This window comes from Aliiglaciecola sp. 3_MG-2023, assembly GCF_030548205.1.
Lineage (GTDB): Bacteria > Pseudomonadota > Gammaproteobacteria > Enterobacterales > Alteromonadaceae > Aliiglaciecola.
On sequence record NZ_JAUORV010000002.1, the window covers coordinates 249,750 to 273,533 of the forward strand.

The 23,784-nt window shown below is 42.1% G+C and carries 23 protein-coding genes; 14 read left to right on the forward strand and 9 right to left on the reverse strand.

The annotated features are described in order from the left end of the window. The first annotated feature begins 52 nt into the window (after window positions 1–52). Entirely contained in the window at window positions 53–730 is a 678-nt protein-coding gene (gene mutH, locus Q4574_RS03105) for a DNA mismatch repair endonuclease MutH (protein ID WP_303471680.1), read from the forward strand. A gap of 58 nt (window positions 731–788) precedes the next feature. Here the strand turns inward: mutH and Q4574_RS03110 are convergent, their stop codons facing one another. The 4 genes from Q4574_RS03110 to Q4574_RS03125 all read right to left on the reverse strand — a co-directional run bounded on the left by Q4574_RS03110 (window position 789) and on the right by Q4574_RS03125 (window position 6,768). Continuing rightward, on the reverse strand, window positions 789–2,219 hold the full coding sequence (locus Q4574_RS03110) for an aldehyde dehydrogenase family protein (RefSeq protein WP_303471349.1): 1,431 nt from the start codon (window positions 2,217–2,219) through the stop codon (window positions 789–791). 8 nt (window positions 2,220–2,227) lie between these two features. Continuing rightward, window positions 2,228–3,868: an acetolactate synthase large subunit gene (locus Q4574_RS03115; protein WP_303471352.1), complete on the reverse strand. Its 1,641-nt coding sequence runs from the start codon at window positions 3,866–3,868 to the stop codon at window positions 2,228–2,230. 247 nt (window positions 3,869–4,115) lie between these two features. Then, window positions 4,116–5,261 carry a helix-turn-helix transcriptional regulator gene (locus Q4574_RS03120; protein ID WP_303471355.1) on the reverse strand — a complete coding sequence of 382 codons (1,146 nt, stop codon included), beginning with the start codon at window positions 5,259–5,261 and terminating at the stop codon, window positions 4,116–4,118. Between the two features lie 7 nt (window positions 5,262–5,268). After that, complete coding sequence (locus Q4574_RS03125; RefSeq protein ID WP_303471358.1) at window positions 5,269–6,768, reverse strand: inorganic triphosphatase; 1,500 nt, start codon at window positions 6,766–6,768, stop codon at window positions 5,269–5,271. A gap of 156 nt (window positions 6,769–6,924) precedes the next feature. Here Q4574_RS03125 and Q4574_RS03130 point away from each other — a divergent pair, with 156 nt between their 5' ends. The 11 genes from Q4574_RS03130 to rpoS all read left to right on the forward strand — a co-directional run bounded on the left by Q4574_RS03130 (window position 6,925) and on the right by rpoS (window position 18,672). Then, window positions 6,925–7,530: a TIGR04211 family SH3 domain-containing protein gene (locus tag Q4574_RS03130; RefSeq protein ID WP_303471359.1), complete on the forward strand. Its 606-nt coding sequence runs from the start codon at window positions 6,925–6,927 to the stop codon at window positions 7,528–7,530. 207 nt (window positions 7,531–7,737) lie between these two features. Then, window positions 7,738–11,538, forward strand: coding sequence for a bifunctional proline dehydrogenase/L-glutamate gamma-semialdehyde dehydrogenase PutA (gene putA, locus Q4574_RS03135; RefSeq protein WP_303471362.1), 3,801 nt, complete (start codon window positions 7,738–7,740; stop codon window positions 11,536–11,538). Between the two features lie 216 nt (window positions 11,539–11,754). After that, window positions 11,755–12,042 carry a cell division protein FtsB gene (gene ftsB, locus Q4574_RS03140; protein ID WP_303471365.1) on the forward strand — a complete coding sequence of 96 codons (288 nt, stop codon included), beginning with the start codon at window positions 11,755–11,757 and terminating at the stop codon, window positions 12,040–12,042. Window positions 12,043–12,150: 108 nt separating this feature from the next. Beyond that, complete coding sequence (gene ispD / locus Q4574_RS03145) at window positions 12,151–12,849, forward strand: 2-C-methyl-D-erythritol 4-phosphate cytidylyltransferase (protein WP_303471367.1); 699 nt, start codon at window positions 12,151–12,153, stop codon at window positions 12,847–12,849. 2 nt (window positions 12,850–12,851) lie between these two features. Next, on the forward strand, window positions 12,852–13,331 hold the full coding sequence (gene ispF / locus Q4574_RS03150) for a 2-C-methyl-D-erythritol 2,4-cyclodiphosphate synthase (RefSeq protein ID WP_303471369.1): 480 nt from the start codon (window positions 12,852–12,854) through the stop codon (window positions 13,329–13,331). After that, window positions 13,328–14,377: a tRNA pseudouridine(13) synthase TruD gene (gene truD, locus Q4574_RS03155; RefSeq protein WP_303471372.1), complete on the forward strand. Its 1,050-nt coding sequence runs from the start codon at window positions 13,328–13,330 to the stop codon at window positions 14,375–14,377. The genes ispF and truD overlap by 4 nt, the downstream gene beginning before the upstream one ends. Next, the gene (gene surE, locus Q4574_RS03160) at window positions 14,355–15,107 is read left to right on the forward strand and encodes a 5'/3'-nucleotidase SurE (RefSeq protein WP_303471374.1); all 753 of its coding nucleotides are present in this window, start codon (window positions 14,355–14,357) and stop codon (window positions 15,105–15,107) included. The genes truD and surE overlap by 23 nt, the downstream gene beginning before the upstream one ends. A 26-nt stretch (window positions 15,108–15,133) precedes the next feature. Beyond that, window positions 15,134–15,772: a protein-L-isoaspartate(D-aspartate) O-methyltransferase gene (locus Q4574_RS03165; RefSeq protein WP_303471377.1), complete on the forward strand. Its 639-nt coding sequence runs from the start codon at window positions 15,134–15,136 to the stop codon at window positions 15,770–15,772. 24 nt (window positions 15,773–15,796) lie between these two features. Further along, window positions 15,797–16,738: a DUF368 domain-containing protein gene (locus Q4574_RS03170; RefSeq protein ID WP_303471381.1), complete on the forward strand. Its 942-nt coding sequence runs from the start codon at window positions 15,797–15,799 to the stop codon at window positions 16,736–16,738. A gap of 74 nt (window positions 16,739–16,812) precedes the next feature. Continuing rightward, window positions 16,813–17,613, forward strand: coding sequence for a peptidoglycan DD-metalloendopeptidase family protein (locus Q4574_RS03175; protein ID WP_303471384.1), 801 nt, complete (start codon window positions 16,813–16,815; stop codon window positions 17,611–17,613). A 72-nt stretch (window positions 17,614–17,685) separates the two neighbouring features. Beyond that, window positions 17,686–18,672 (forward strand): RNA polymerase sigma factor RpoS, encoded by a 987-nt coding sequence (gene rpoS / locus Q4574_RS03180; protein WP_303471417.1) that lies wholly within the window; start codon window positions 17,686–17,688, stop codon window positions 18,670–18,672. 45 nt (window positions 18,673–18,717) lie between these two features. Here the strand turns inward: rpoS and Q4574_RS03185 are convergent, their stop codons facing one another. Together Q4574_RS03185 and tpx are read right to left on the reverse strand one after the other, a co-directional pair. Beyond that, window positions 18,718–19,203: a gluconokinase gene (locus Q4574_RS03185; RefSeq protein ID WP_303471419.1), complete on the reverse strand. Its 486-nt coding sequence runs from the start codon at window positions 19,201–19,203 to the stop codon at window positions 18,718–18,720. A 191-nt stretch (window positions 19,204–19,394) separates the two neighbouring features. Then, window positions 19,395–19,889: a thiol peroxidase gene (tpx, locus tag Q4574_RS03190; protein ID WP_303471421.1), complete on the reverse strand. Its 495-nt coding sequence runs from the start codon at window positions 19,887–19,889 to the stop codon at window positions 19,395–19,397. Window positions 19,890–20,090: 201 nt separating this feature from the next. Between tpx and Q4574_RS03195 the strand changes: the two genes are divergently transcribed. Next, window positions 20,091–20,609: a hypothetical protein gene (locus Q4574_RS03195; protein ID WP_303471423.1), complete on the forward strand. Its 519-nt coding sequence runs from the start codon at window positions 20,091–20,093 to the stop codon at window positions 20,607–20,609. An 88-nt stretch (window positions 20,610–20,697) separates the two neighbouring features. Beyond that, window positions 20,698–21,273 (forward strand): TetR/AcrR family transcriptional regulator, encoded by a 576-nt coding sequence (locus Q4574_RS03200; protein ID WP_303471424.1) that lies wholly within the window; start codon window positions 20,698–20,700, stop codon window positions 21,271–21,273. Window positions 21,274–21,315: 42 nt separating this feature from the next. Here Q4574_RS03200 and Q4574_RS03205 read toward each other — a convergent pair whose 3' ends face one another. The 3 genes from Q4574_RS03205 to folA form a co-directional block, all read right to left on the reverse strand. After that, a complete protein-coding gene (locus tag Q4574_RS03205) occupies window positions 21,316–22,416 on the reverse strand; it encodes a hypothetical protein (protein WP_303471425.1) in 1,101 nt (366 codons plus the stop codon). Window positions 22,417–22,488: 72 nt separating this feature from the next. Then, entirely contained in the window at window positions 22,489–23,055 is a 567-nt protein-coding gene (gene yeiP / locus Q4574_RS03210) for an elongation factor P-like protein YeiP (RefSeq protein ID WP_303471426.1), read from the reverse strand. Between the two features lie 131 nt (window positions 23,056–23,186). Then, complete coding sequence (gene folA, locus Q4574_RS03215; protein WP_368411630.1) at window positions 23,187–23,681, reverse strand: type 3 dihydrofolate reductase; 495 nt, start codon at window positions 23,679–23,681, stop codon at window positions 23,187–23,189. Window positions 23,682–23,784: the final 103 nt, after the last annotated feature.

Consider the following 23,784-nt stretch of genomic DNA (forward strand, 5'->3'; position numbering starts at 1 on the left):
TCGCCAAACCGGCGTAACAACGAATAAAAAATAGTAAAAAAGGTTAAATTTGATCAAGCCCGCTACCAATCCCCCAAAGACTATTGATGAGCTTGTCACTCGTGCTCAAGCGTTAGCTGGTCTAACGTTAGGCGAATTAGCCAATTGGGCAAATATACAAGTTCCGGCTAATTTTAAACGCGAAAAAGGCTGGACGGGACAGTTATTAGAACTGTTTTTAGGTGCTCAAGCTGGATCTAATCCCGAACAGGATTTTCCCGACTTAGGCGTAGAATTAAAAACCTTACCCATAGATTCACAGGGCTTGCCATTAGAAACAACCTATGTGTGTTTCGCACATTTACTTAACGTTTCTGGCGTTACCTGGGAGACTAGCAATGTTAGAAATAAACTCAATTGTGTTTTGTGGGTGCCTGTAGAAGGTAGCCGTGAACTATTACCAGCACAAAGAAGGATTGCCACACCAGTACTTTGGCAACCCAGTCAAGCTCAACTGGCAGTACTCAAACAAGACTGGGAAGAGTTAATGGACATGATTGTATTAGGTGGGGTAGAACACATCACTGCAAAACATGGGCAGGCATTACAAATTCGTCCTAAAGCGGCCGATGGTAAAGCATTAACGGACGCAATTGGTGCTGATGGACAAAGGGTAAAAACCCGGCCAAGAGGGTTTTATTTACGTAAACAATTTACTCAGCAAATACTCCTAGAGGCTTTTGTTGATTGATGCAGGCTAAAAATTAAAAAAGGGCCTAGCAGGCCCTTTAAATGATTTATTGGTTAAACTACTGCGGCGTTCTTAACACCATTAAGCGCAGTTCTGTCATATCTTCGATAGCATAGCGAATACCTTCACGCCCTAAGCCTGACTCCTTTACGCCACCATAAGGCATATTATCTACACGCCAACTCGGTACATCGCCAATCACAACGCCACCGACATCTAATACATCCCATGCTTTATGAGCTTTATAAATGTCGCGGGTAAACACACCGGCTTGCAAACCAAACTGGCTGTTATTTATTTCCTCAAGGGCATCGTCGTAATCTTGAAAAGGCGCGATAATTGATACTGGACCAAAAGCCTCATCAGCATTGATACTTGCGTCGCTAGGTACGTTTTCCATTACCGTTGCTTGCAGCATTGCGCCATCACGTTTACCACCACATAGAACACTGGCCCCTTTCGATTTAGCTTCAGCAATCCAATCATCAAGACGAGACGCTTCAGATTCGGAAATCATAGGGCCGATAAAAGTGTTTTCACTCAATGGATCGCCATGCACTAAATTCGACACTTTTTCCACATAACGCTGTTTAAATTCAGCATAGATGGATTCATGTATTAATACTCGCTGCACGCTAATACAACTTTGACCAGATTGATAATAAGCACCAAAAACAATACGTTCAATGGCATCATCTAAGTCTGTATCATGGTCAACAATGCAACCTGCATTACCACCAAGCTCTAAAATCACAGGCTTTTTGCCCGCTCGCGCTTTCAGATCCCAGCCCACATCAGGTGAACCAGTAAAGCTTAGTAATTTAAAGCGATCATCTGTGGTAAATAAGTCTGCACCATCACGACTACAGGGTAAAATTGAAAAGGCTCCCTCAGGCAAATCAGTTTCGGCTAAAATTTCACCAATAATTAAGGCTCCCAACGGCGTACGGCTGGCTGGTTTTAGTACAAAAGCACAACCAACGGCTAACGCAGGCGCGACTTTGTGCGCCGCCAAATTCAATGGAAAATTAAAGGGAGAAATAAAGGAACAAGGACCGATAGGTACTTTTTTATACATCCCCTGATAACCTTTGGCACGAGGTGTAATTTCCAAATTCATCACTTCACCGGTGATTCTAACCGACTCTTCAGCAGCAATTTTGAAGGTATCAATTAGGCGGGTCACTTCACCACGAGCATCTTTAATGGGTTTTCCGGCTTCAATACACAAGGCATAAGCTAATTCTTCAAAACGCTCTTCAAAACGTTTTACGCAATGATTTAAGATCTCTTGACGCTCGTAAGGTTTCATTGCTGTGAGCGCCGCTTGGCTTTTTTCTGCAGCGTCAATTGCTTGTTCAATCACGTCAGCTTTAGCCATCGCCACTGTGGTAGCATTCTCGCCAGTATATTTGTTCGTCACGACTAAATCTTGATTGGCATAGACCGCTTTATTCGCTAAGTAATATGGATAAGCTTTCTGTAACATAGTTGCTCCTATAGTTTTTGGCTAAGTTCGCGAATGGTTTTATTTAACGTCTGGTCATTCAAAGAATAATCAACTGGCACATCAATTAGATGCACAGCAGGTTCAGCTAAACAAGCTTCAACTCGTGGTAACAACTCTTCTGCAGAGTTAATTCGCCACCCCTTAGCACCATAACTTTCCGCATACTTAACGAAGTCGGGATTGCCATAATCTAAACCGAAATTATCAAACGACATATGCGCTTGTTTCCATTTAATCATGCCATAGGCGTCATCACGTAAAATAATGACGACTATATGTAAATCAAGACGCACCGCGGTTTCCATTTCTTGGCTGTTCATCATAAATCCGCCATCACCACATACGGTAATAACTGATTTCTCTGGATACACAATTTTAGCAGCCATGGCCGAAGGTAGGCCTGCACCCATGGTCGCTAGGGCGTTATCAAGTAATAGCGTGTTGGGAAGGTAAGCCGGATAATTTCGAGCAAACCAAATCTTATATACGCCGTTATCTAAGGTCACAATGCCATTTTTTGGCATGGCCGTGCGTATGTCTCGCACGAAACGCTCTGGTAAAATAGGAAAGCGATCATCATCTTCTGACACTTTGCGATGGGCAATATAGGCATCATGAACGTCACTGTAAAAATCAAGCTTCCAATTATTAGATGGAGTAATTTTTTGTTTAATTTGCCATATGCTATTGGCAATATCACCTACCACTTCTAATTGCGGGAAGTAAACAGGATCTACCGCAGCGGACGCAAAATTAACATGAATGACTTTTTTGCCATCATTACTCATGAAAAATGGCGGCTTTTCAACTACATCATGGCCCACGTTAATAATTAAATCAGCCCGTGAAATTACTCGGTGTACAAAGTCGCCATCAGACAATGCAGTGTTGCCCATAAATAGCTGACCACTTTCATCTAAAACGCCTTTGCCCATTTGTGTGGTTATGTATGGGATACCGGTCTTTTCAACGAACTCTTTGAGCATTTTTGCAGTCAGTTTGCGATTTGCTGCAGCACCAATAAGTAACACAGGTGATTTTGCTGATTCAATCATATCAACAGCACGATTGATGCTCTTATCTTCTGCAATTGGACGCCTTACTACACTCGCTTCAATTAACTGAGCATTGGTTTTTTCGGCAGCAATATCTTCAGGTAATTCGATGTGCACAGCACCAGGACGTTCTTCGTGGGCCAAACGAAATGCTTCACGAACGATAGAAGGAATCCGGTCACCACTTACTACCTGAGTGGTATATTTAGTTAATGGACGCATCATATCAACCGCATCTATCACTTGAAAACGACCTTGCTTACTCGTTTTAATGGGTTTTTGACCGGTGATCATTAACATCGGCATAGCACCAAGTTGTGCATAAGCTGCTGGGGTAACTAAGTTTGTAGCACCTGGACCAAGAGTCGATAAACAGACGCCAACTTTTCCGGTCAAACGACCATAGGTTGCAGCCATGAAACCAGCCCCTTGTTCATGTCTGGTAAGTATAAGCTTGATAGACGACTTTCTTAAAGACTCTAATAAATCGAGGTTTTCTTCGCCGGGAATACCAAATACATATTCGACTCCTTCGGCTTCTAATGCTTGTACAAATAAATCTGATGCTTTCATATTCTTCCCATTAGATTGTTGGCTAGAACTACTAATATAAACGTTTAAAGATAGTCCATAATTCCCATCAAGCTAAATGTTAAATATATTCTAGTAGAACTCGTTAAATGTTAGCTTTGGTTACCATGTCCAAAAACTAGATTGAGTGTACACAGAGTACCCATTGAATTTAAATGTTTAAAAGTGATTACTTTAATCGTTTAATTATATCAAAGCAGAAAACCGCTAATATAGTTTGCCAAGTTGATTATTTGGCTGTTTTTGGGGAACGCATTTTCACGTCTTCGGTGTTTTTCTTCTTATCTCGTTTACTCATCAAACCAATGTATTTTACAAACACATTGCTTAAGTATTTTTCAGAATTGAATCCTAGGCGTTTAGCTACGCTGGTGACTTTTTGATCCGTACGCATAAGTACTTTTTTAGCATATTCTAGTCGGTAGTGATAAACAAAAGCGCGGAAGTTTCGATTAAGCACAAACCGGGTTGCCAACGCTAGCGCCGCAGGTTCCACATTTGCCGCTTCGGCTACTTGCTTAATTCTAAGTCCTTTGCGTTTATAAGCCTTATGTTGAATGATGGCTTTTTCAGCCTGTTTTAAGGTAAACCTAAGGTGATCTTCGGAGTAGGCTTTTTTATCCATTTGAGCGTAAGCAAATGGCGTCGGAGAATATTTTCGGTTTTGAACTAACAATAAAAGTAAGTACAAAGTACCGGTGGCGTTTAGCATATTGACTAACGTCTGCCATTGCACAACAGCCGGTAACCAATCAAAAACAGCGAGTCCAATGATGCAAATGGATAAAAATGACGTGAACATGAGTACATAGCAGCCGTTGGCGGTGAATCGCATTTCAAAAATATCAATATCCACTACTTGATCAGACAAATAATAATGGTAAGAAGCGAGGTATTCAGCAGCGTGCACCGCAAAACTCAAAGTAACAATGGCGCTAAATAAATAGGTGGCATAATAGGGCCAGTTCACCAAAACGTCCCCAACTGGAGGGGAAAAGAGCATCCCCACCCTAGTGTCACTTGGCGTCAACCAAAGTGGCAATTGACCTGCCAGCAGCACTAAGCAAGGTATAAAAAACAAGACATTATTGTTAGCAAACTTAGTCAGTGTCAGTTTCCTAATGCTGAGCACTAAACAAGCGGCAATGATTGCACTAAAGATCTGCGAAGCGCCGACCAGGAAACTTAACTGGGATTCATAACCGGATAACTTCAGCCACTCATCTAAAAGTAAAAAAGGCCAGAGTAACAGAGCAACTAAAGCCAATTTGGCATGGGGAAATTGCCCATACCTTACCCAGATTAAAATGAGCCCAATGAACCACCCTACCAGCATAGAGCTGATTGCAATTTGATAGAGACTCATTTCATCCATTATGTGTTCACCAATATGTTTCCACTGTGGTTGCTACGCCTTTACTTAACTCTATAACGGACAAAAGACTGTTTTTCTTAACCTCACTCCATTGTAAAAGCTCAGATTTATCATCTACGTCAGAATCCAGTAGCTTAGTTTGAAAGACTTTAAGCTTGCGTAACTCTTGAATCCCCTCCAAAACATCCTGCCATGGATCTAAAAAGGGTTGACGCCGCGGGTTATCTAAACATGACCCAAGCAACAAGTCTGTATTCAAAGCACTGAGTAAATCTTTATACTGTTTTAAGTAATCTTCCATGCTACTCACATTCTCATTAATACTAGAAAACACGGTTTGCCATTTTTGCTGCAAAACCGCAACTGCGTGCTCCTTCAACGGCTTAGTATAGCCGTCGGATTTTTTCCGCCAGGGGCAGGTTACCAAAAGTCGCGATAAGCGCAGTTGCAATATGGAATTATCTTGATGGGTAATCAAATAATGAGGACGAGACAAATTTAGAGTGCCATCTTGCAAGCCCCGTAAATAACTCACCAGTGCATCGTGCTGAGTTAGACGTTTGCTATACATTCCGCGTTTTGAACGCAACGCTCGAATACTCTTGACCTGTTCAATCCAGGCCCATTTGTTTAAGCGTAAATTTAGCCCTCGGCTGACTTCATCCATCGCTTTGCATTTAAGCGGTTTAGAATATAAGCGAACACAATCGCGGGTTAGTCGCAAACCGATGTATATATCAATTAGATCGGCCACTTTTTTAGTTTGCATATAACGATATTCAGCTTGTTGCCAAAACGACAAGGCATACCCCAACCCTTTGATAAAACCAGACTCGCAATTTTCACTGTCCGATAGGCTAACATTGCTGATTTTTTTGGGGTATGGCGCCAGCGCATTGCGAGCGAGGGTAAAGCCCCTACCCGCTTTACTCAAATTACATAATTGGCTAGGGGCTAAGGTTGCCATTTTCTCAGCAATATCGAACAACACTGCAACATCACCATTTTTCAGCTCCAATTCCATTTCACAAATATCAGCACTATTATCTGTAGTACTAACGGCTCCCTTATCTAAAACCAACTCTACGTCAGTACCATCAGATAAGCGCAGGAAGAAAGCTTTCCGTTTAAAGTCCGTGTTAAAAATTGGAATGATCGTTTCTTGTAGTTCTGCCACCGAAATATCTTGCGGCCAAACGCTAGGCTCAAATAATTCCAACGAAGGGGACAATGAGTCTATGGAGACATTATATTCTGGACGTTGATGCAAACCACCAACACTTTTCCCTGCGGTTTTTACAGTCTGTTCAATGCCCTTATCGCTACTTCGAACGCGTAATCCGATGCTATTAGCGCTTAGCAACCAATCCGGCGTATCAAAGTATTGATTAAACAGCGTAAATTCTGACGTTTCAATATTCGCTGAAAATTTTCCTAAGGCGGATAATAAGTCAGATTCGTCAATACCATTGGGTAATAACAACTTTAGTTCAATTTCTTTTTCCATTAAAACTTATGTCCAATGAGAGGATAAATTAGCGGGTAATCAATGGCCTAAACAATACTCCTAAGAACAATCTAAGGCAATCAATCAAAGCTTCACTTGCCTTTGGCAATCCAAGGCCATACCATTTGTCTAAATTTGTATTAACATTGATGAATTATGGGCAAGCTTTCAACCACAATTTTATTTATTTTCGCGTTGGCAATTAGCAACGTAAGTGCACAACAAGAGCCTAATGATGGCTCAGGCGACATTCGTTATATTACCGATGACTTAACTGCTTTTATGCATACAGGTCCGAGTAGGAATTATCGCATCCTTGGCTCAGTTACAGCGGGTACTCGCATTACGGTTTTACAGGAAAACCAGGAAACCGGATTTATCGAGGTCATTGATGATAAGCAACGCACGGGCTGGGTAGAGTCGCAATATGTTAGTCGCGACCAGAGTATTCGCGTGCTCGTTCCGGGACTACAGCAAAGTGTCAAAGAATACAGTTCTCAAATTGCACAGCTGAACAAGTCCAATGATTTATTAAGTCAACAATTATCAGACTTAACCAGTCAAAACAAAGTGTTAGAAAAAGACTTGGAAAGTCAAACCAAGGAAACTCAAAAGCTGCAACGAGAGCTAGATATGCTAGATCAAAGTGCTCAAATGAAGTGGTTTACCCGTGGGGGTATTATTGCTTTAGTGAGTATTCTGCTTGGTGTCATCATTGCCTACTTACCGAAAAAACGTAAACGCAGTGACCAATGGATGTAATCTGACATTTGCGCAATGCACTTCATATATTGAGGTGCATTGCAATCTGAATTCCCCCCCTTGTACCCCTAATATCCTTTTTTCCATTTCTCGTCACTTCTTCTTCCAAACTAGTATAAATAGGTCTACTTTTGGACTGTATTTCTGCTAATTCAATCTATACACTCGCGCAATTAACACTGTCACAATTCTTAACGGAGAAACTGCATGCTATTTGAAGGTAATTTAGTTACTAGTTGTCCAATTCGACAAAAGATAAGAGATTTTTATCGCATTGACGAGAATTTGGCTGTAGACCATATTCTGCCTGATGCAGAAGTCTCTGTTAGTGCTCGAAGTCGAGCGTGGGAGCGAGCCAGAAAAATGGTTTTACGTATCCGTCGTGAACAAGAAGGGCACGGCGGTGTAGATGCGTTATTAAATGAATACTCACTGTCCACCGCAGAAGGCGTGGTATTGATGTGTTTAGCAGAAGCATTGTTGCGGGTACCAGACAAAAAATCACAAGATGCATTGATTCGCGACAAGCTATCTAAAGGGGCTTGGAGTACGCATTTAGGAACCAGTGACTCAATATTTGTCAATGCCTCTTCTTGGGGATTATTGCTCACAGGAAACATGGTTTCCTACACCGACCACCGTAAACGCAATAGTATTGGGCTTTTGAAGAAAACCTTAGGCAAAATGGGTGAACCCGTCATTCGTAAAGCCATGAACATTGCTATGAAAGTAATGGGTAAACAGTTTGTTATGGGTGAAAACATCAATGACGCCTTAGAGCGTGCAGCTGAAAAAGAACAGCAAGGTTATGTTTATTCCTATGACATGCTTGGTGAAGGGGCTCGCAACGCCAATGATGCTCAGGAATATTTCGAAGCATACGAAGAGGCGATTCATGCAATTGGTAAAGCAGCGAATAAAAAAGGGCCTAAGCGTAGCCCAGGTATTTCCGTTAAATTATCAGCTATTCATCCCCGCTATGAATTTACTAACCGCGAAGAAGTGTTGGACGTCATTCCAACGCTGTTAAAACAACTATGTATGTTATGTAAAGAGTATGACATTGGTTTAACGGTAGACGCAGAAGAAGCGGATCGTTTAGATATCTCATTAGATATCATCGAAAAGGTATTTTCCGATCCTGATTTGGGTAATTGGAGTGGCTTCGGTATAGCGGTTCAGGCCTATCAAAAGCGTTCTTTATACGTTCTAGATTGGTTAAGGGATTTAACCTTGAAAACTGAGCGAACCATGATGGTTCGGCTGGTCAAAGGAGCGTATTGGGATACGGAAATTAAGAATGCTCAGCAAGATGGCTTAGAGCACTTCCCGGTATTTACCCGTAAATCTTCCACAGATGTGTCCTATCACGCCTGCGCAAACCGTTTATTAGCCTATAAAGACACCATTTATCCGCAATTTGCCACCCATAACGCCTACACAGCTTCGGTCATTCTAGAATTGGCCGGAGATGACAAAGACGGTTTCGAATTCCAGTGTCTCCATGGCATGGGCGATAGTTTATATGACCAAATTGTAGTTGAAGAAAAAGTCCAATGTCGGGTTTATGCGCCCGTTGGTGAACACGAAGACTTGCTTGCTTATTTGGTGAGAAGATTGTTGGAAAATGGTGCCAACTCATCTTTTGTTAACGCCATTGTTGATGACACTAAACCGGTTGAAGATTTACTCGAAGACCCAGTCGAAAAAACCCAAAGATTAAAATATAAATACAATCAGCAAATACTCAAACCAATCGATTTATATGGCGATGAGCGAGCTAATTCGAAAGGTCTAGACCTAACCGATATTAATCACATTGCGCCACTTAAGCTTGCCCTAGATCGTTGGCAGTCAGAAAATTGCGGTGCCCAGCCGGCGGAAAATGAAAGCATCCATGTGGTACGTAATCCAGCCAATCAAGATGAAGCTATAGGGCATTTAACCTTTGATTCGCCAGCGCAAATAAAACACAAACTTGAGCTAGCAGAGCGTGCGTTCGATCAATGGTCAAACACGTCTGTTGAAGCCCGCGCAGATATATTAAGACATACGGCAGATGCCCTAGAACGCAATTCCGATGAATTAATCGCTTTGTGTTTAAAAGAAGCTGGAAAAATAGCTCAGGATGCCATTGATGAAATCCGTGAAGCGGTTGATTTTTGCCGTTATTATGCAGCAAGAGCCGAAGAATTATCGGAAGACAACCGCCTCAATCCAAGAGGGGTTGTTCTGTGCATTAGCCCGTGGAATTTCCCATTAGCCATTTTCTTAGGCCAAGTCGTTGCAGCACTGGTTACCGGTAACACTGTGCTTGCCAAACCTGCAGAGCAAACAAGTTTAATCGCCATTCGTGCGGTTGAATTGATGGAAAATGTTGGACTGCCAAAGGGCACATTACAGACAGTAGTGAATAGAGGTCCTGTGGTGGGAGATGCCCTATTACCCGATGAGAGAATTAAAGCCGTGATCTTTACCGGCTCAACCCAAACCGGTAGCTTAATTGCCAAAGAATTGGCCAATCGAGGAACGGAGCAAGTCCCCCTTATTGCTGAAACAGGTGGCCAAAACTGCATGATTGTCGATTCGACTGCACTACCTGAGCAAGTTATAGATGACGTCATCGCATCTGGCTTCCAAAGTGCGGGACAACGCTGTTCTGCATTGCGAGTATTGTTTTTACAAGAAGATATTGCCGATACCATTATTGAAATGTTAGTGGGTGCCATGCAGGAACTTAGAGTTGGCGACCCGGCCATGTTATCAACGGATATTGGCCCTGTTATTGACCAAAAAGCCCTTGATAGCTTGCAGCAACATGTCACTGATATGCAAGGCAAAGGCAAATTGTTATATGACGCTCCTGTGCCAGAAGATTGTCAAAATGGATTTTATTTCACACCAAAATTATACGAAATTGACAATATTGACGTATTGACCCGAGAAGTATTCGGTCCCTGTGTGCATATCGTCCGATTTAAGGAAAAAGACACACTTAAAGTGGTAGAACAAATCAACAGCACTGGTTTTGGTCTAACCATGGGCGTTCACTCTAGAATTGATGAAAAAGCCATGGAGCTAGGGCGCTTATCTCGCGCCGGTAATGTCTACATCAACCGCGATATGATTGGCGCAATTGTTGGCGTGCAACCTTTTGGTGGCCGCGGACTATCGGGCACCGGCCCTAAAGCAGGTGGACCTAACTATTTGCCGAGATTAATGATAGAAAAAGCTACGCCATCGAAAAGTCCAGCAAAAGATGAATTGCAAATTCAACAAGTCTTTGAAGCTGCTGGCGTTGATGAAAAAGGCGCGCTAAAGATCATGTCACATGCTGCTGACGCCGAATTTGATTGGCGTTCCACTAACCTTACCTCACGCATATCTTGGGTACGTCAATTACTCGCTAAGCTGGCTAGAGTCGATATTCTTGATGAACTGGCTGAAGATTTAGATCAAACTCTTGCGGTATCTAGAGCGCAGTTGATTAAAATTGAGAGAATGCTCAAAGCCCCTAAAGAATTGCCAGGTCCAACAGGTGAATCCAATACTCTCTATCTCGAGCCAAGGGGTGTTTTATTGTGTTACGCCGATGAACAGGTAACCTTTGAATATTGGGCTCTATCCATTGTAACCGCGTTGGCAACAGGTAATGTGGTTATCGCTGTTGTGTCTGACTTATTTTACGATGAAGCTACTGAGTTCGCGAATAAATGGCGCTCAAATGGAGCACCGGAAGCTGTCCTTCAGGTGGCTAAACTGTCTCATTTACACGCTTTATTAGAAGCCCCCCAACTTGCTGGGGTTGTGGTTGATAGTCAAAGTCACAGTAAAGCTTATTTCGCGAAAAAATTGGCCGAGCGTGAAGGGGCTATTTTGCCCGTTATCACTTCGGAATACTCAGATAACCTGATTCAACGCTTATTAACGGAAAAAACCATTAGTATTGATACCACAGCATCGGGTGGAAATACCAAGTTAATGACCTTAGAAGAGGCAGACGATTAGTTCCATGAGCTAACTCAATTATTCCATTTGTAACAGTACCGGAACCTGTGGGCATAGTCTTACAGGTTTCGAGTTTAAAAGTTTAGACAAATAGATTATTGGGTGAAGAAGAGCTTGCACGCAATCCGCGGCCATTGAGTTGTCGGTTAGTACTGGCTTTGACTGTGGATTCTCGGCATAATATTGTGATTGAAACCGTGGTGAGGGCAGACGAATATGAAATGGATCACATTAATTCTCGTGAGTTTATGCTTCTTGCTGCAATACCGTCTTTGGTTCGGCAAAAACAGTATTCCTGACTATATTGAAATTAAACACCTAGTTGAAGAACAAAAAGCGAGAAATGCGGATTTAATTCAACGCAATAATTTGCTTTTAGCCGATATTCACGACCTAAAAACAGGCGTGGAGGCTATGGAAGAGCGGGCGAGAAATGAGCTTGGATTAATTAAGCAAGGGGAAACCTTTTACCGCATACTGCCAGCACAAGATGAGCCACGTTAATCCGCTGCCCACGATAACAATTTATTGAATATAGACGTTGTTGATTTGAACGTTAAAGAATAGCCTTCAAATTCACGCCCAAAATAACAGCAAACGACCTAGGAATCCATGACTCAAGATACGCAAAGCTTTACCGTCATAGTACCTGCAGCAGGGGTTGGTAAGCGAATGAACGCCGATAGACCTAAGCAGTATCTGAAAATTGGTGATAAAACGGTGTTGGAACACACCGTTGAAAAGCTAATTACGCACCCCAAAATCTCCCATATTGTTATTGCACTTGATCCACAAGATCCATATTTTGAATCTCTGCCATTAAGTCAGGAGAAGTGGATAACCCGAGTAGATGGAGGCTCGCAAAGAGCAGATTCAGTGCTTGCCGGATTAGATACGGTCACCGATTCACATTGGGTTGCGGTCCATGATGCTGCCCGCCCCTGTGTCAACCATCACGATTTGGATCAGTTGTTTAGCTTATGCCATAAGAATAATGGTGGCGGCATACTAGCTATGACCGTTAAAGATACCATGAAGCGTGCTCAGCAAAACACATTGAACCGTGTTGCCAACACCGTTGATAGGGAAGGACTCTGGCATGCCTTAACCCCCCAACTTTTCCCCCTTGAACAGCTCAGAAGCGCACTGCACAAAGCGTTAGCGCAAGGGGTCACTATTACCGACGAAGCGTCGGCAATGGAATGGGCCGGGTGGCCGGTGAATTTAGTGGAAGGTAGTGAACGCAACATTAAGATTACCCGTCCCAATGATTTACCATTGGCGACCTTTTACTTATCTCAGGAAGAATAACAATGCGAATTGGTCATGGTTACGATGTACATAAGTTTGGTGGTGAAGGCCCCATAGTGATATGTGGTGCGCAGATAGAGTATGAATTGGGTTTAATTGCCCATTCAGATGGCGACGTTGCGTTACATGCCTTATGTGACGCATTGCTAGGAGCTTGTGCCTTAGGTGATATTGGTAAGCACTTTCCTGATACAGACTCTGCTTATGCAGGGGCAGATAGCCGACAGTTACTGAAACATGTATACCATTTAGTCCGTCAAAAAGGTTATCAATTAGCTAACTTAGATATGACCATTGTTGCCCAAGCGCCCAAAATGGCTCCGCATATTTCCACCATGAGGCAAAATATCTGTGACGATTTGCAAGTTGATATTGAGCAGGTGAATGTCAAAGCCACGACCACTGAAAAACTGGGCTTTGCCGGTCGAAAAGAAGGGATTGCATGCCATGCAGTCGTGTTACTTCAAGAAGCGAATTCATGATAGCGCTGAGCACCGAACATTGGCTTCACCAACAACCTGCACCCACCTCAACAGGTACGATTAAATCGAGTTATGCAGATTTCATCGTACGTGAAGAGTTAGGATACGAACTTACGGGTGAAGGCGAGCATATTCATTTGTGGATACAAAAAGAAGGGTTGAATACCGCTTTTGTGGCTGAACACTTAGCTAAGTTTTGTGGACTACCATTACGCGCGATTACCTATGCTGGTCGTAAAGATAAATACGCGTTAACTCAACAATGGTTTGGTGTGCATGCTCCGGGAAAACAAACCTTCGAATGGCAAAATTTACGCCTAGATGGCTTAAACATATTGGAATCTAAACGACACAATAAAAAACTGCGAGTAGGCGCTTTAAAAGGGAATCGCTTTGAGATGGTTGTACGTGGCGTATCAGATACCTCGCAGTTAGAGCAAAGGCTAGAGTATATTCAACAAAATGGTGTGCCAAATTACTTTGGGGCTCAACGTTTTGGTGAGTCTCGTCATCATCAAAGTGGTGGAAATTTATTGCTGGCGCAAACTATGTTAAATGGTGAAACCATTCGAAACCGCAATAAACGCTCTATGGCAATTTCAGCGTTACGTTCCTGGTTATTTAACGAATTTATCCATCAACGCCTTCAGCAACAAAACTACTCAACACCTCTTTCTGGCGAAGCCTGTATCTTAACTGGCAGCAATAGTTTTTTCATTGCCTCGCAAATTGATGCTGAAACTCAGTTACGCTTAACAAAAAATGATATCGTATTGTCAGCGCCTATGTGGGGAGCCGGCGATTTGGCCACACAAGGCGAAGTTAAAGAGTTGGAACAACAAATCGCAAAACAACACCTTAATGTGTGTCAATTACTAGAATCTTTAGGCCTAAAACAGGAGCGTCGCGCTATTTGCTTGAAACCACAAAACTTACAGTGGCAAATAAGTTCTGATACGCTAAATATACAATTTTCGTTGCCTGCAGGATGCTTTGCAACGTCAGTATTAAGAGAGTTAATTAATGCAAATACTGCTGAGCAATGATGACGGTTTTTTTGCCGAAGGGCTAGCAACCTTGTACAGCCACTTATGTGAACTTTATGATGTGACCGTAATTGCCCCTGAAGAAAACTGCAGCGCATTTAGTAATGCACTGTCCATACGTAAACCCTTGCGAATAGAAAAACAGAACAACGGATTTTACGCCGTCAATGGTACGCCATCAGATTGCGTCCATTTAGGTATAAATCAATTTTTAGATAACGATCCAACACTAGTGGTTTCTGGGATTAATCACGGCCCCAATTTAGGTGACGATGTTATCTATTCAGGTACAGTTGCAGCAGCAACAGAAGGCCGTTTCATGGGGTTACCGGCTATTGCAGTGTCATTAGCAAGTCATGATGGTAAACATTTTGAAACAGCCGCTAAAGTCGTGGTAGAGATTCTTCAGCGCTTACATAAACACCCTTTACCTGCAGATCAAATTCTCAATATTAATGTACCCGATATTCCCTACCAAGATTTAAAAGGTATCGAAGTGACCCGTCAAGGCCGTCGCCATCGAGCGGAAAGCATGGTAAAAGATAAAGACCCTCAGGGTCAGGATGTGTATTGGTATGGCGCAATCGGCCAAGAGCAAGATGCGGGACCAGGAACAGATTTTTACGCTGTGGCTCAAAACCGCTGTTCCGTCACGCCATTAAGTGTTGATATGACGGCTTATAATAGCCTAAATGACATGAAAGAATGGTTAAATATAGAAATCACATAACAATAAGATGAAGTACAAGGAATCACATGAAACGCGCCACTAGAAAAGGTCAAACTTTAGCTCAATTGATACATGCTGAAGGTATACAGGAACAGCGAGTATTAGGGGCTGTGGCCGCTACTCCTCGAGAGTTGTTTCTGCCAGATGTATTGCATCATAAAGCTTACGAAAACACGGCACTACCTATTGGCCAAGGGCAAACCATTTCCCAACCCTATATTGTCGCTAAGATGACAGAACTTTTACTCAATTCTGATGCTCCAAACCACTCTGTTTTAGAAATTGGTACAGGATCTGGATACCAAACGGCGATTTTGGCTCAACTATTTGATAACGTATTTAGTGTTGAGCGTATTAAAGCGTTGCAGTTCCAAGCGAAACGCAGAATGAACCAACTTGATCTGCATAACGTATCCATGAAGCATGGTGATGGCTGGAAAGGTTGGGCGAATAAAGGGCCATTTGACGGTATTATAGTCACCGCGGCGGCCAGCCACATGCCCACAGATCTATATCAGCAACTGAATGACGGGGGTATGTTGGTCATTCCGGTGGGCACTGATGAGCAAAAGCTCCATGTTGTTGTGCGCAACCAAGACGAGTTTAATACCACAATAGTAGAAGCCGTGCGTTTTGTTCCTTTGGTGGCAGGCGATATCATTTAAAGGCTTTAATTACAGGAAGTAAAAGTGAAACCAATTAAAAGAAACACCAAGCAATTTGTTAGCCTAGGGATTAAAGGAGCCTTGATGGGGGCAGCAGATGCCATTCCTGGCGTATCTGGCGGGACTATTGCTTTTATGACAGGTATTTATGAAGAACTCATATATTCCCTTAAGCAATGTGGTCCTGAAGCCTTAAGCGTACTATTTAAACAAGGTATTTTAGCTGCATGGAAACATATCAATGGTGCTTTTCTGGCTTGCGTATTTGCAGGAATTCTAGTCAGCGTAATTAGTGTTTCTCACATTGTTATATTTTTGCTCGACAGCTACCCCAGTTTACTCTGGTCGTTTTTCTTTGGTTTAATATTGGCTGCAGTTTGGTCTGTGGTGCGGCATATCGAAAAATGGCATCCGAGTATAATAGCGGCCTTTCTGTTGGGCGCGCTTTTGGCTTTTTATATCACCACTATTACTCCCACACATGTTGAAGCCACAAATATCATGATCTTCGTGTCGGGTATGATCGCAATATGCGCGATGATCCTTCCGGGCATTTCAGGCAGCTTCATCTTACTATTATTAGGTATGTATATGCCGATATTAAGTGCCGTAAAATCATTTCAGTTAGCAACTTTAACCTTATTTGCTTCAGGCTGTGTAGTGGGGTTACTTTCATTTTCGCGCATATTGCACTGGATGTTCGAAAAACATAAAACCATGACGTTAGCCTTACTGGGTGGCTTTATGTTGGGATCTTTAAATAAAGTCTGGCCATGGAAACTGGTTGTGGAAAGCGTGGTAAACCGTCATGGAAAAGTCATTCCGTTAGTTGAAAATAATGTTTTACCAGCTACATACGAAGCAGCCAGCGGATTGTCAGCCCAACTCTTACCCGCCATCGCCTTGATGTTTATTGGCGTGATGATGGTGTTTCTTTTAGAAAAGTTAGGCACTACACCGGATTAAAACAGATGCAAACGCTGACGAGGTTATGGACTAATACGATAAAACACAGTTTAATCTCGAAGCGAGGCTTGATATTGCTGTTAGTTTTAACCAGTATTTTTGTGGCTGCCTGTTCCAGTCGCTCTACCCCAGCCCCAGTAATCGAACTATATCAAGGTAGAGACTACCGCGACTTTCCAAAAGACCAATTCAAAGGCGATAAGTACATCGTCCAAAAAGGTGATACCCTATTTTCAATTGCTTGGTTTTCTGGCAATGATTATCGCGACATTGCCTCCATTAACAAAATCAAAAAGCCTTATTCCATATATCCAGGGCAAGAATTAGTCTTGAAATCAGCACCTAAACAGGTTAAAAACAGGATAAATAACCCACCTGGTCAGACCAGAAAAACAAAAACAAACAGGACAGTTGACCCGCCGCAAAAGCAAGCGTATGGTGAAAGTAACAAAGATGTTAACAAGCCTTACAAGCGGTCAGAAACCATTGAATTCCCTAGTAGAATAGAAAAATGGATATGGCCTGCAAAAGGACAATTAGCAACTAAGTTTTCTCTTTCAGAGCAAGGTAGCCGAGGTATTGAAATCAGTGGCTCGAGAGGCGACAAAGTCGTTGCTGCCGCTGGTGGTAAGGTTGTTTATACAGGTAATGCTTTGAGAGGTTATGGTCAGTTGATCATAATTAAGCACTCTGAATCGTTTTTGAGTGCTTATGCGCATAACGATACTGTGTTTGTTAAAGAGCAGCAGTGGGTTGCAGCGGGGCAAAAAATAGCCTCGATGGGTAGTACAGGTACCGACAAAATTAAGCTTCGTTTTGAAGTTAGGTACAGGGGTAAATCAGTTGATCCTTTAAAGTATCTACCTAGCAAATAATAACAATAAATAATAATTAGAAAGGCCTACAGGAGAAAAGTGGACTAAATAAAAATCTTTTAGGAGAATTATATGGGTGACAAAAATACCATCGTTGTAAATTTGGCTGAGCCGGTTGTAGACGAAAAAGAAATCGACTCTGAGTTAGCAAAAATTGAAGCCGATGATGAGAAAGATCCCATGGAAGAAATACTAGCAGGCCAAGATGAAATTCAAAAAAACTTGGATGCTACGCAGTTGTATTTAGGTGAAATAGGTTTTTCACCTTTGTTGTCTGCAGAAGAAGAAGTATATTTTGCAAGACGCGCTTTAAAGGGGGACGAAGCATCCCGCAAACGGATGATCGTCAGTAACTTGCGTTTGGTGGTCAAAATAGCACGACGTTACAATAATCGTGGATTGGCTTTATTAGACTTGATAGAGGAAGGAAATTTAGGCTTAATTCGAGCCGTTGAAAAGTATGACCCTGAGCGGGGATTTCGCTTCTCAACATACGCTACTTGGTGGATAAGACAAACCATCGAAAGAGCAATAATGAATCAAACCCGTACTATTCGATTACCAATCCACGTGGTGAAAGAATTGAACGTGTACCTTAGGGCTTCACGTGAACTCGCCCAAAAACTAGACCACGAGCCTACCGCAGAAGAGATTGCAGGTTCCCTCGACAGACCCGTAGAAGACGTCACTAAGATGCTGCGATTAAACGAGAGGATAACATCTGTAGATACCCCTATCGGAAGTGAAAATGATAAGGCACTGTTGGATATCATCGCGGACGAAAAAGGTTATGGCCCAGAAGAAGATCTACAGGATAAAGATATCAAATGTAGCATCGTTCGCTGGTTAGAAGAACTCAACCCAAAACAACGGGAAGTGTTGGCTCGTCGCTTTGGCTTAATGGGTTACGAACCATCTACTCTTGAAGACGTTGGCTCTGAAATTGGCCTCACCAGAGAAAGAGTTAGACAGATCCAAGTAGAAGCCTTGCGGCGGTTACGAGATATGTTAGGTCATCAAGGGTTAAACCTAGAAGCGCTGTTTAATAAAGAAGACTGACCGCTTAATAGGATCATCAAGAAGACGTCAATTGTGACGTCTTTTTTATTTTTGCAAACGTTGCGAAAGGCTAGCGACGATTTCATCCGGTCTTTGCGTTATATCAACCCAATAACCGTAGTCGGGTAATTCAAAGGTTTCTAGTTGTGAGTCGAGTAGATTGGGGTCGAAAAAATGTCCGCGCCTATCCTTAAGTCGCTCAAGGAGCAGTGCTCGTGGACCATTAAGTACTATCCACTTGACCTCTCCACTACATTTCCCTTGTAAGGTTTGCCGATACGACTCTTTCAAGCCGGAACAGGCTAGTACTGCGCCACCTTTGTTTTCCCAATTTGCTAGATTTAACGATAGATTTTCGAGCCAAGGCTGGCGATCACTATCATTAAGTGGGCTTCCATTTTTCATCTTCTGAAGATTAGATTGGGGATGAAAATCATCTGCATCGAAAAAAGGCAGATCTAACTCCAGGGCCAATTGATTGCCAATCGTTGACTTCCCTGTTCCACACACTCCGCACACAATCACTATCATTGCTTACTCCAAGTTAAATCAGTCAAGGCAAGTACAGCAGTGAATAACATGCCATTTGGCACGCTATGAATAACCAAAACACAAAAACTCACGTTAATCTCGCACCTAAAGTGAAAAAATCCCTTCCTTTGCAGGAAGAGACTTAATAGCTCATAAGCTCACTTGTTGTATTCTTAAATGGTAATCACTGCTCACAACGCAGAGAGGACAGCGTCGTAATCCGGTTCGTTAGTGGTTTCAGCCACTTGTTGAGTAAACATTACTGTGCCATCCGTATCTATAACCACGACCGCCCTTGATAGTAAACCAGACAAGGGCCCAGTTTTGAAAGTAACACCATAATCTTCACCAAAAGAACTGCGAAAACTCGATCCGTTTATGACATTGTCAATTCCTTCTGCACCACAAAATCTAGCGGCTGCGAAAGGCAGATCTTTTGACACACAAATAACCTTGGTATTTTCCAAACTTGCCGCTTTTTCATTAAACTTGCGGACTGAAGTAGCACAAGTAGCAGTATCAACGGACGGAAAGATATTCAGAATAAGGCGCGTTCCCGCATAATCAGACAGGCTAGCAGGTGACAAGTCAACTTTAACTAAGTTGAAGTCAGGCGCTTTACTTCCTACTGCAGGTAACTCTCCCACAGTTTCAAAAGAATTACCTTGTAATGTAACAGTTGCCATCTAACACTCCATTTATTGAGGATTAATTTCACAATAGACTACAGTATAGTTATCAAATGATGCAAAGGATCATTGTTATGAAATGGAAGTCGAAGATTAAAGGTCTAGTGAGGTAGTCAACTGAATTTCAGTTTGTTAATTACCTTTAATTTTAGCCTAAAACACAGGTTATTCATTAGTTTCACCCAAGCAAGGACAACTATGTCATCTAGATTACGTTTAGTGCTATCCGCTCTTATTTCCTTTGTATTTTATTTTGCTTGGACATATTGGGCAAACAATATGGTTTCAACGGATTCCGCCTTGGTGTTACGCTCAGCCATGGTTCAGGGCACGTTAAGTGCAACCATTACCTTAATGTTCACTTTTGCATTGGAAAAGTCCGTACAGAAATTTGGTCAAAGTAGTTTTTCCTTAATCTTTGTCGTACCCATTATCTGCACAGTACATTCAAAAACTACTCAAAATATCGCCATTTTCAAGACCTTTAATGCGGCATTAAATTTGTCGGCGCAAAAAGCCAGTGGCGCTGCTGTACCTGGAACACTTCTGGCTCCCCTTCTCCCTTTGCTGGTTCAAGCCAGTATTGCGATAACGGTGAATTGGTTAAATCACACCCCTAATCTATGGTTGACCGTTGCACCCAGTATCTTTTTTACCGGTGTGTATGGATACATTTATACATTCACATTACTCAAAGAAAGAAAAGATAGTTTGTAATTTCAACTTCAACAAAGAAGGTTCTGCATGCCTATATTTACTTTTAAGAAATGTTGAACCCTTTCAAAACCTATCGTAAGGTAGGGAAATGAATAGCGTAAATCCCACTAAAACTGCACTTTTGAATCTGGCGCAAGAATTGTTGCAAACCAAATCATTTTCAAGTGTTTCCTTCCAAACACTCGCGTCAGGTATTGGCATTAAAAAAGGCAGTGTTTATTATCATTTCAAAACTAAGGAAGATTTAGGCGAAGCCATCGTTGAGCGATTAACCACGATGCTGCAGCAGAGTTTGCTGGATATTCAACATGAACCCTCACAAATTCAATTAAAGATTTATCTAAGTTGGTTTGAAAAACATATTGAAGCTGCGCAAAAGCTGTGTCCTGCCGCTAGCTTTGCAGCCACTTGGGATGCAGTACCCGAGGGGACAAAATTAAAAGTACAAAAGTTATATAATCTGCATCAGAATTCATTAATCAGGATCATTCAAAACGGCAGAGACTCAGGAGAATTTGCACTTAGTAGTCAATCTCCCAAAGAACTCGCTGTGCTAGTGTTTGCTTTGCTGCAAGGAGGCTTAGTGTCTTCCCGAGTGTCGCAAACTAAATATGAGTTCGAGGCTTGCAAGGCACAAGCCTCACAGATGATTGTAAAAGGTTAGTACCAAGTTCACAGTTAATTTTCCAATAAAGCTAAAGACCCCTTAAGAACAAGGTTTATAGTAACGGTTTTTCGACAGTTCGATGGCTTCTTCAACCAATAAATTAGCTGCTGCTTGTTCACCTAAATTACTAAGGTTATCTAACCAACTGCGAAATAAGCGCTGATCAAATAACGCCAGATTCGTTGCCTTATTAAAAAGAACAATTGAATTTTCAAAGTGTTGTTCTCTTCTTAGCGCCAGTTCATCCAAAGCCAAATCATTCCCTTCAAGCTCATAAACTACCTCTTGATAAGCCATACCAATATTTTGCGTAATATTGGTTTTACCTTGAAGTTCCATGGTTTCCCCTAAAGATAAACAAAGCTGCAAGAACTCTTCGTCCTGTTTGGGCTTTTCCGTGCACAACCTAGAGATAATATTATAAAAGCTGGGCTGTGAAGCTGCAGCAGCAAAAGCAGAAAGGGCATTTTGGGTAAAGTTCTCATTTGGACGGCCTTGTAAGCTGTCAGTATAGAGTCGAATATACTCAGCAAAGCTCTCTTTAAATAGTGGCGATGTAGTGACTTGACGAAGGGCATTTTTAACCAAATCTGTGGCATTTCTACTGGCATAAAAGTTGGCTATGGCAAACCACATCCCACCATTATCGCCGCCAGCAGATATCGCCTGATCGACTAATTGCTGGTTGCAGCCCTGATGACTTTTCACTTCTGTACACAACCCTAACAGCTGCTCCAAGGCCAATGGGTTGCCGGGGAAAGTCTGGTTAAAGGATAATAACTTGTCTAATCGTGTGTTTTGTTCAGATACATCAGAGAAAAATGCATAAGCCAACTGTTTGTCCATCGAGGGGGAGGTCTCAAAGGTGGCAAAGACTTCTGAGTTGCTCAATTCTGCATAATCAGTAATTTGACCTAAATCACATTCTACAATGTAGTCTTGTATTGCCTCTGGTTCTGATCCATTTGAGTCTGCATCATTTTCACCCTCGCCGTCAAAACTTGGAGTTTGATTAAATAGCACAGATGGTGTTTTCGGGGGTGTCGCAGTATCAGACAATTTAGGTGTAGGGGATTGAGTCGAATCGTCCTTGTGCTTTCCTTGATTAAATAGTGAAAGTTGAATTAAATACACAGACAAAATAACCCCACAAATGAGTAAGGTTATTTTGCTAAAGGTATTCATCTAATTAAAACGATTATCAAACCAAAGTTAGGCACGACTAGTGAATTTTTGCTCGGCGGTATTGATCTTAATTTTCTCACCTGAGGCAATGTATTCTGGCACCTGAACAACGAGACCGGTTGAAAGCGTTGCAGGCTTGGTTCTAGCACTGGCTGACGCGCCTTTAATTGAAGGATCAGTTTCAGTAATAACAAGCTCCACAGATGGTGGTAACTCTATACCTACGGGCTTACCGTCAACAATTAGTATCTGTAAACCTTCGGTTTCTTCGGTGAAAAACAGTAATTCATCAGCAATAGTCTCTTTATCCAACGAAAACGGCGTGTAATCTTCATTATCCATAAAGACGTATTCGGTACCGTCAACGTAAGAGAACATCACTTTACGACGGAAAAACTCAGCAGTATTGATGATCTCATCCGCTTTAAAACTTTCGTCCGCCTTTGCCCCTGTCGAGACCTCATACAAACGCATTCGGTAAAGACTCGCGCCGGCGCGGCCACTGGGAGTGAGTTTGTTGATATCTTTTACAAGGTAAACTTTACCATTGTGTTCAATGGCTGCGTTCTTTTTTACTTCACTAGCTTTTGGCATTGTTTTGCTCAACTTAAAAATTGCGTGTTAATAAAGTACCACGAAGCGTAAAAACACAGAAGCAATTAGCGCGCTAAATTCCCCGGTTTTGACGTTACTGAGGTTTATTTTGCACGCCCATAATGTTTCATTTAACCTTCAATACGATCCAAAGTGAGAAATTGATAATTATACTTATTTTTCTCATCTGCAAGATGTGATTCAGTATCAACCAACTCCCATTTAGCAGACTTGTTGTAGTCGGGGAAATAGGTGTCACCCTCTACGTCTAACTCTATTTCAGTTAGATACAAACGCTGACATAAAGGTAAAAAATAGTTGTAGATAGTGCCGCCACCAATCACCATAAGTTCATCTACCTCACCTGCAGCACTAACGGCCTGCTCACAACTAGCCACAACCTTAGCATCACCCAGCTGATAATCAGGGTCACGACTAATAACGATGTTTAATCGGCCTGGGAGCGCTTTTCCGATAGACTCGTAGGTTTTCCTTCCCATTACAACGGGCTTACCCAAAGTCGTGCGTTTGAAGTGACCTAAGTCTGCGGGAAGGTGCCAAGGCATAGCGTTATCCGCCCCTATTACTCGATTTTTTGCCATGGCGGCGATCATTGATATCAACATATAAGCATTCAGCCTTAAAATAGGATTAATTTTAGAAAATGAATTAGAGCAATTGACCGAAAATTTAAAGGTTTTTTAAAATATCGATTTTCAAATACACAGT

What these genes read in the sequence shown, in the direction of transcription:
- rpoS (WP_303471417.1), top strand. Translation starts at nt 17,686, where the DNA reads ATGGGTGACAAAAATACCATCGTTGTAAATTTGGCTGAGCCGGTTGTA.
- putA (WP_303471362.1), top strand. Translation starts at nt 7,738, where the DNA reads ATGCTATTTGAAGGTAATTTAGTTACTAGTTGTCCAATTCGACAAAAG.
- ispD (WP_303471367.1), top strand. Translation starts at nt 12,151, where the DNA reads ATGACTCAAGATACGCAAAGCTTTACCGTCATAGTACCTGCAGCAGGG.
- tpx (WP_303471421.1), bottom strand. Translation starts at nt 19,889, where the DNA reads ATGGCAACTGTTACATTACAAGGTAATTCTTTTGAAACTGTGGGAGAG.
- Q4574_RS03110 (WP_303471349.1), bottom strand. Translation starts at nt 2,219, where the DNA reads ATGTTACAGAAAGCTTATCCATATTACTTAGCGAATAAAGCGGTCTAT.
- ftsB (WP_303471365.1), top strand. Translation starts at nt 11,755, where the DNA reads ATGAAATGGATCACATTAATTCTCGTGAGTTTATGCTTCTTGCTGCAA.
- Q4574_RS03125 (WP_303471358.1), bottom strand. Translation starts at nt 6,768, where the DNA reads ATGGAAAAAGAAATTGAACTAAAGTTGTTATTACCCAATGGTATTGAC.
- Q4574_RS03185 (WP_303471419.1), bottom strand. Translation starts at nt 19,203, where the DNA reads ATGATAGTGATTGTGTGCGGAGTGTGTGGAACAGGGAAGTCAACGATT.
- Q4574_RS03115 (WP_303471352.1), bottom strand. Translation starts at nt 3,868, where the DNA reads ATGAAAGCATCAGATTTATTTGTACAAGCATTAGAAGCCGAAGGAGTC.
- Q4574_RS03200 (WP_303471424.1), top strand. Translation starts at nt 20,698, where the DNA reads ATGAATAGCGTAAATCCCACTAAAACTGCACTTTTGAATCTGGCGCAA.
- yeiP (WP_303471426.1), bottom strand. Translation starts at nt 23,055, where the DNA reads ATGCCAAAAGCTAGTGAAGTAAAAAAGAACGCAGCCATTGAACACAAT.
- truD (WP_303471372.1), top strand. Translation starts at nt 13,328, where the DNA reads ATGATAGCGCTGAGCACCGAACATTGGCTTCACCAACAACCTGCACCC.
- Q4574_RS03195 (WP_303471423.1), top strand. Translation starts at nt 20,091, where the DNA reads ATGTCATCTAGATTACGTTTAGTGCTATCCGCTCTTATTTCCTTTGTA.
- Q4574_RS03130 (WP_303471359.1), top strand. Translation starts at nt 6,925, where the DNA reads ATGGGCAAGCTTTCAACCACAATTTTATTTATTTTCGCGTTGGCAATT.
- surE (WP_303471374.1), top strand. Translation starts at nt 14,355, where the DNA reads ATGCAAATACTGCTGAGCAATGATGACGGTTTTTTTGCCGAAGGGCTA.
- folA (WP_368411630.1), bottom strand. Translation starts at nt 23,681, where the DNA reads ATGTTGATATCAATGATCGCCGCCATGGCAAAAAATCGAGTAATAGGG.
- Q4574_RS03165 (WP_303471377.1), top strand. Translation starts at nt 15,134, where the DNA reads ATGAAACGCGCCACTAGAAAAGGTCAAACTTTAGCTCAATTGATACAT.
- Q4574_RS03120 (WP_303471355.1), bottom strand. Translation starts at nt 5,261, where the DNA reads ATGGATGAAATGAGTCTCTATCAAATTGCAATCAGCTCTATGCTGGTA.
- ispF (WP_303471369.1), top strand. Translation starts at nt 12,852, where the DNA reads ATGCGAATTGGTCATGGTTACGATGTACATAAGTTTGGTGGTGAAGGC.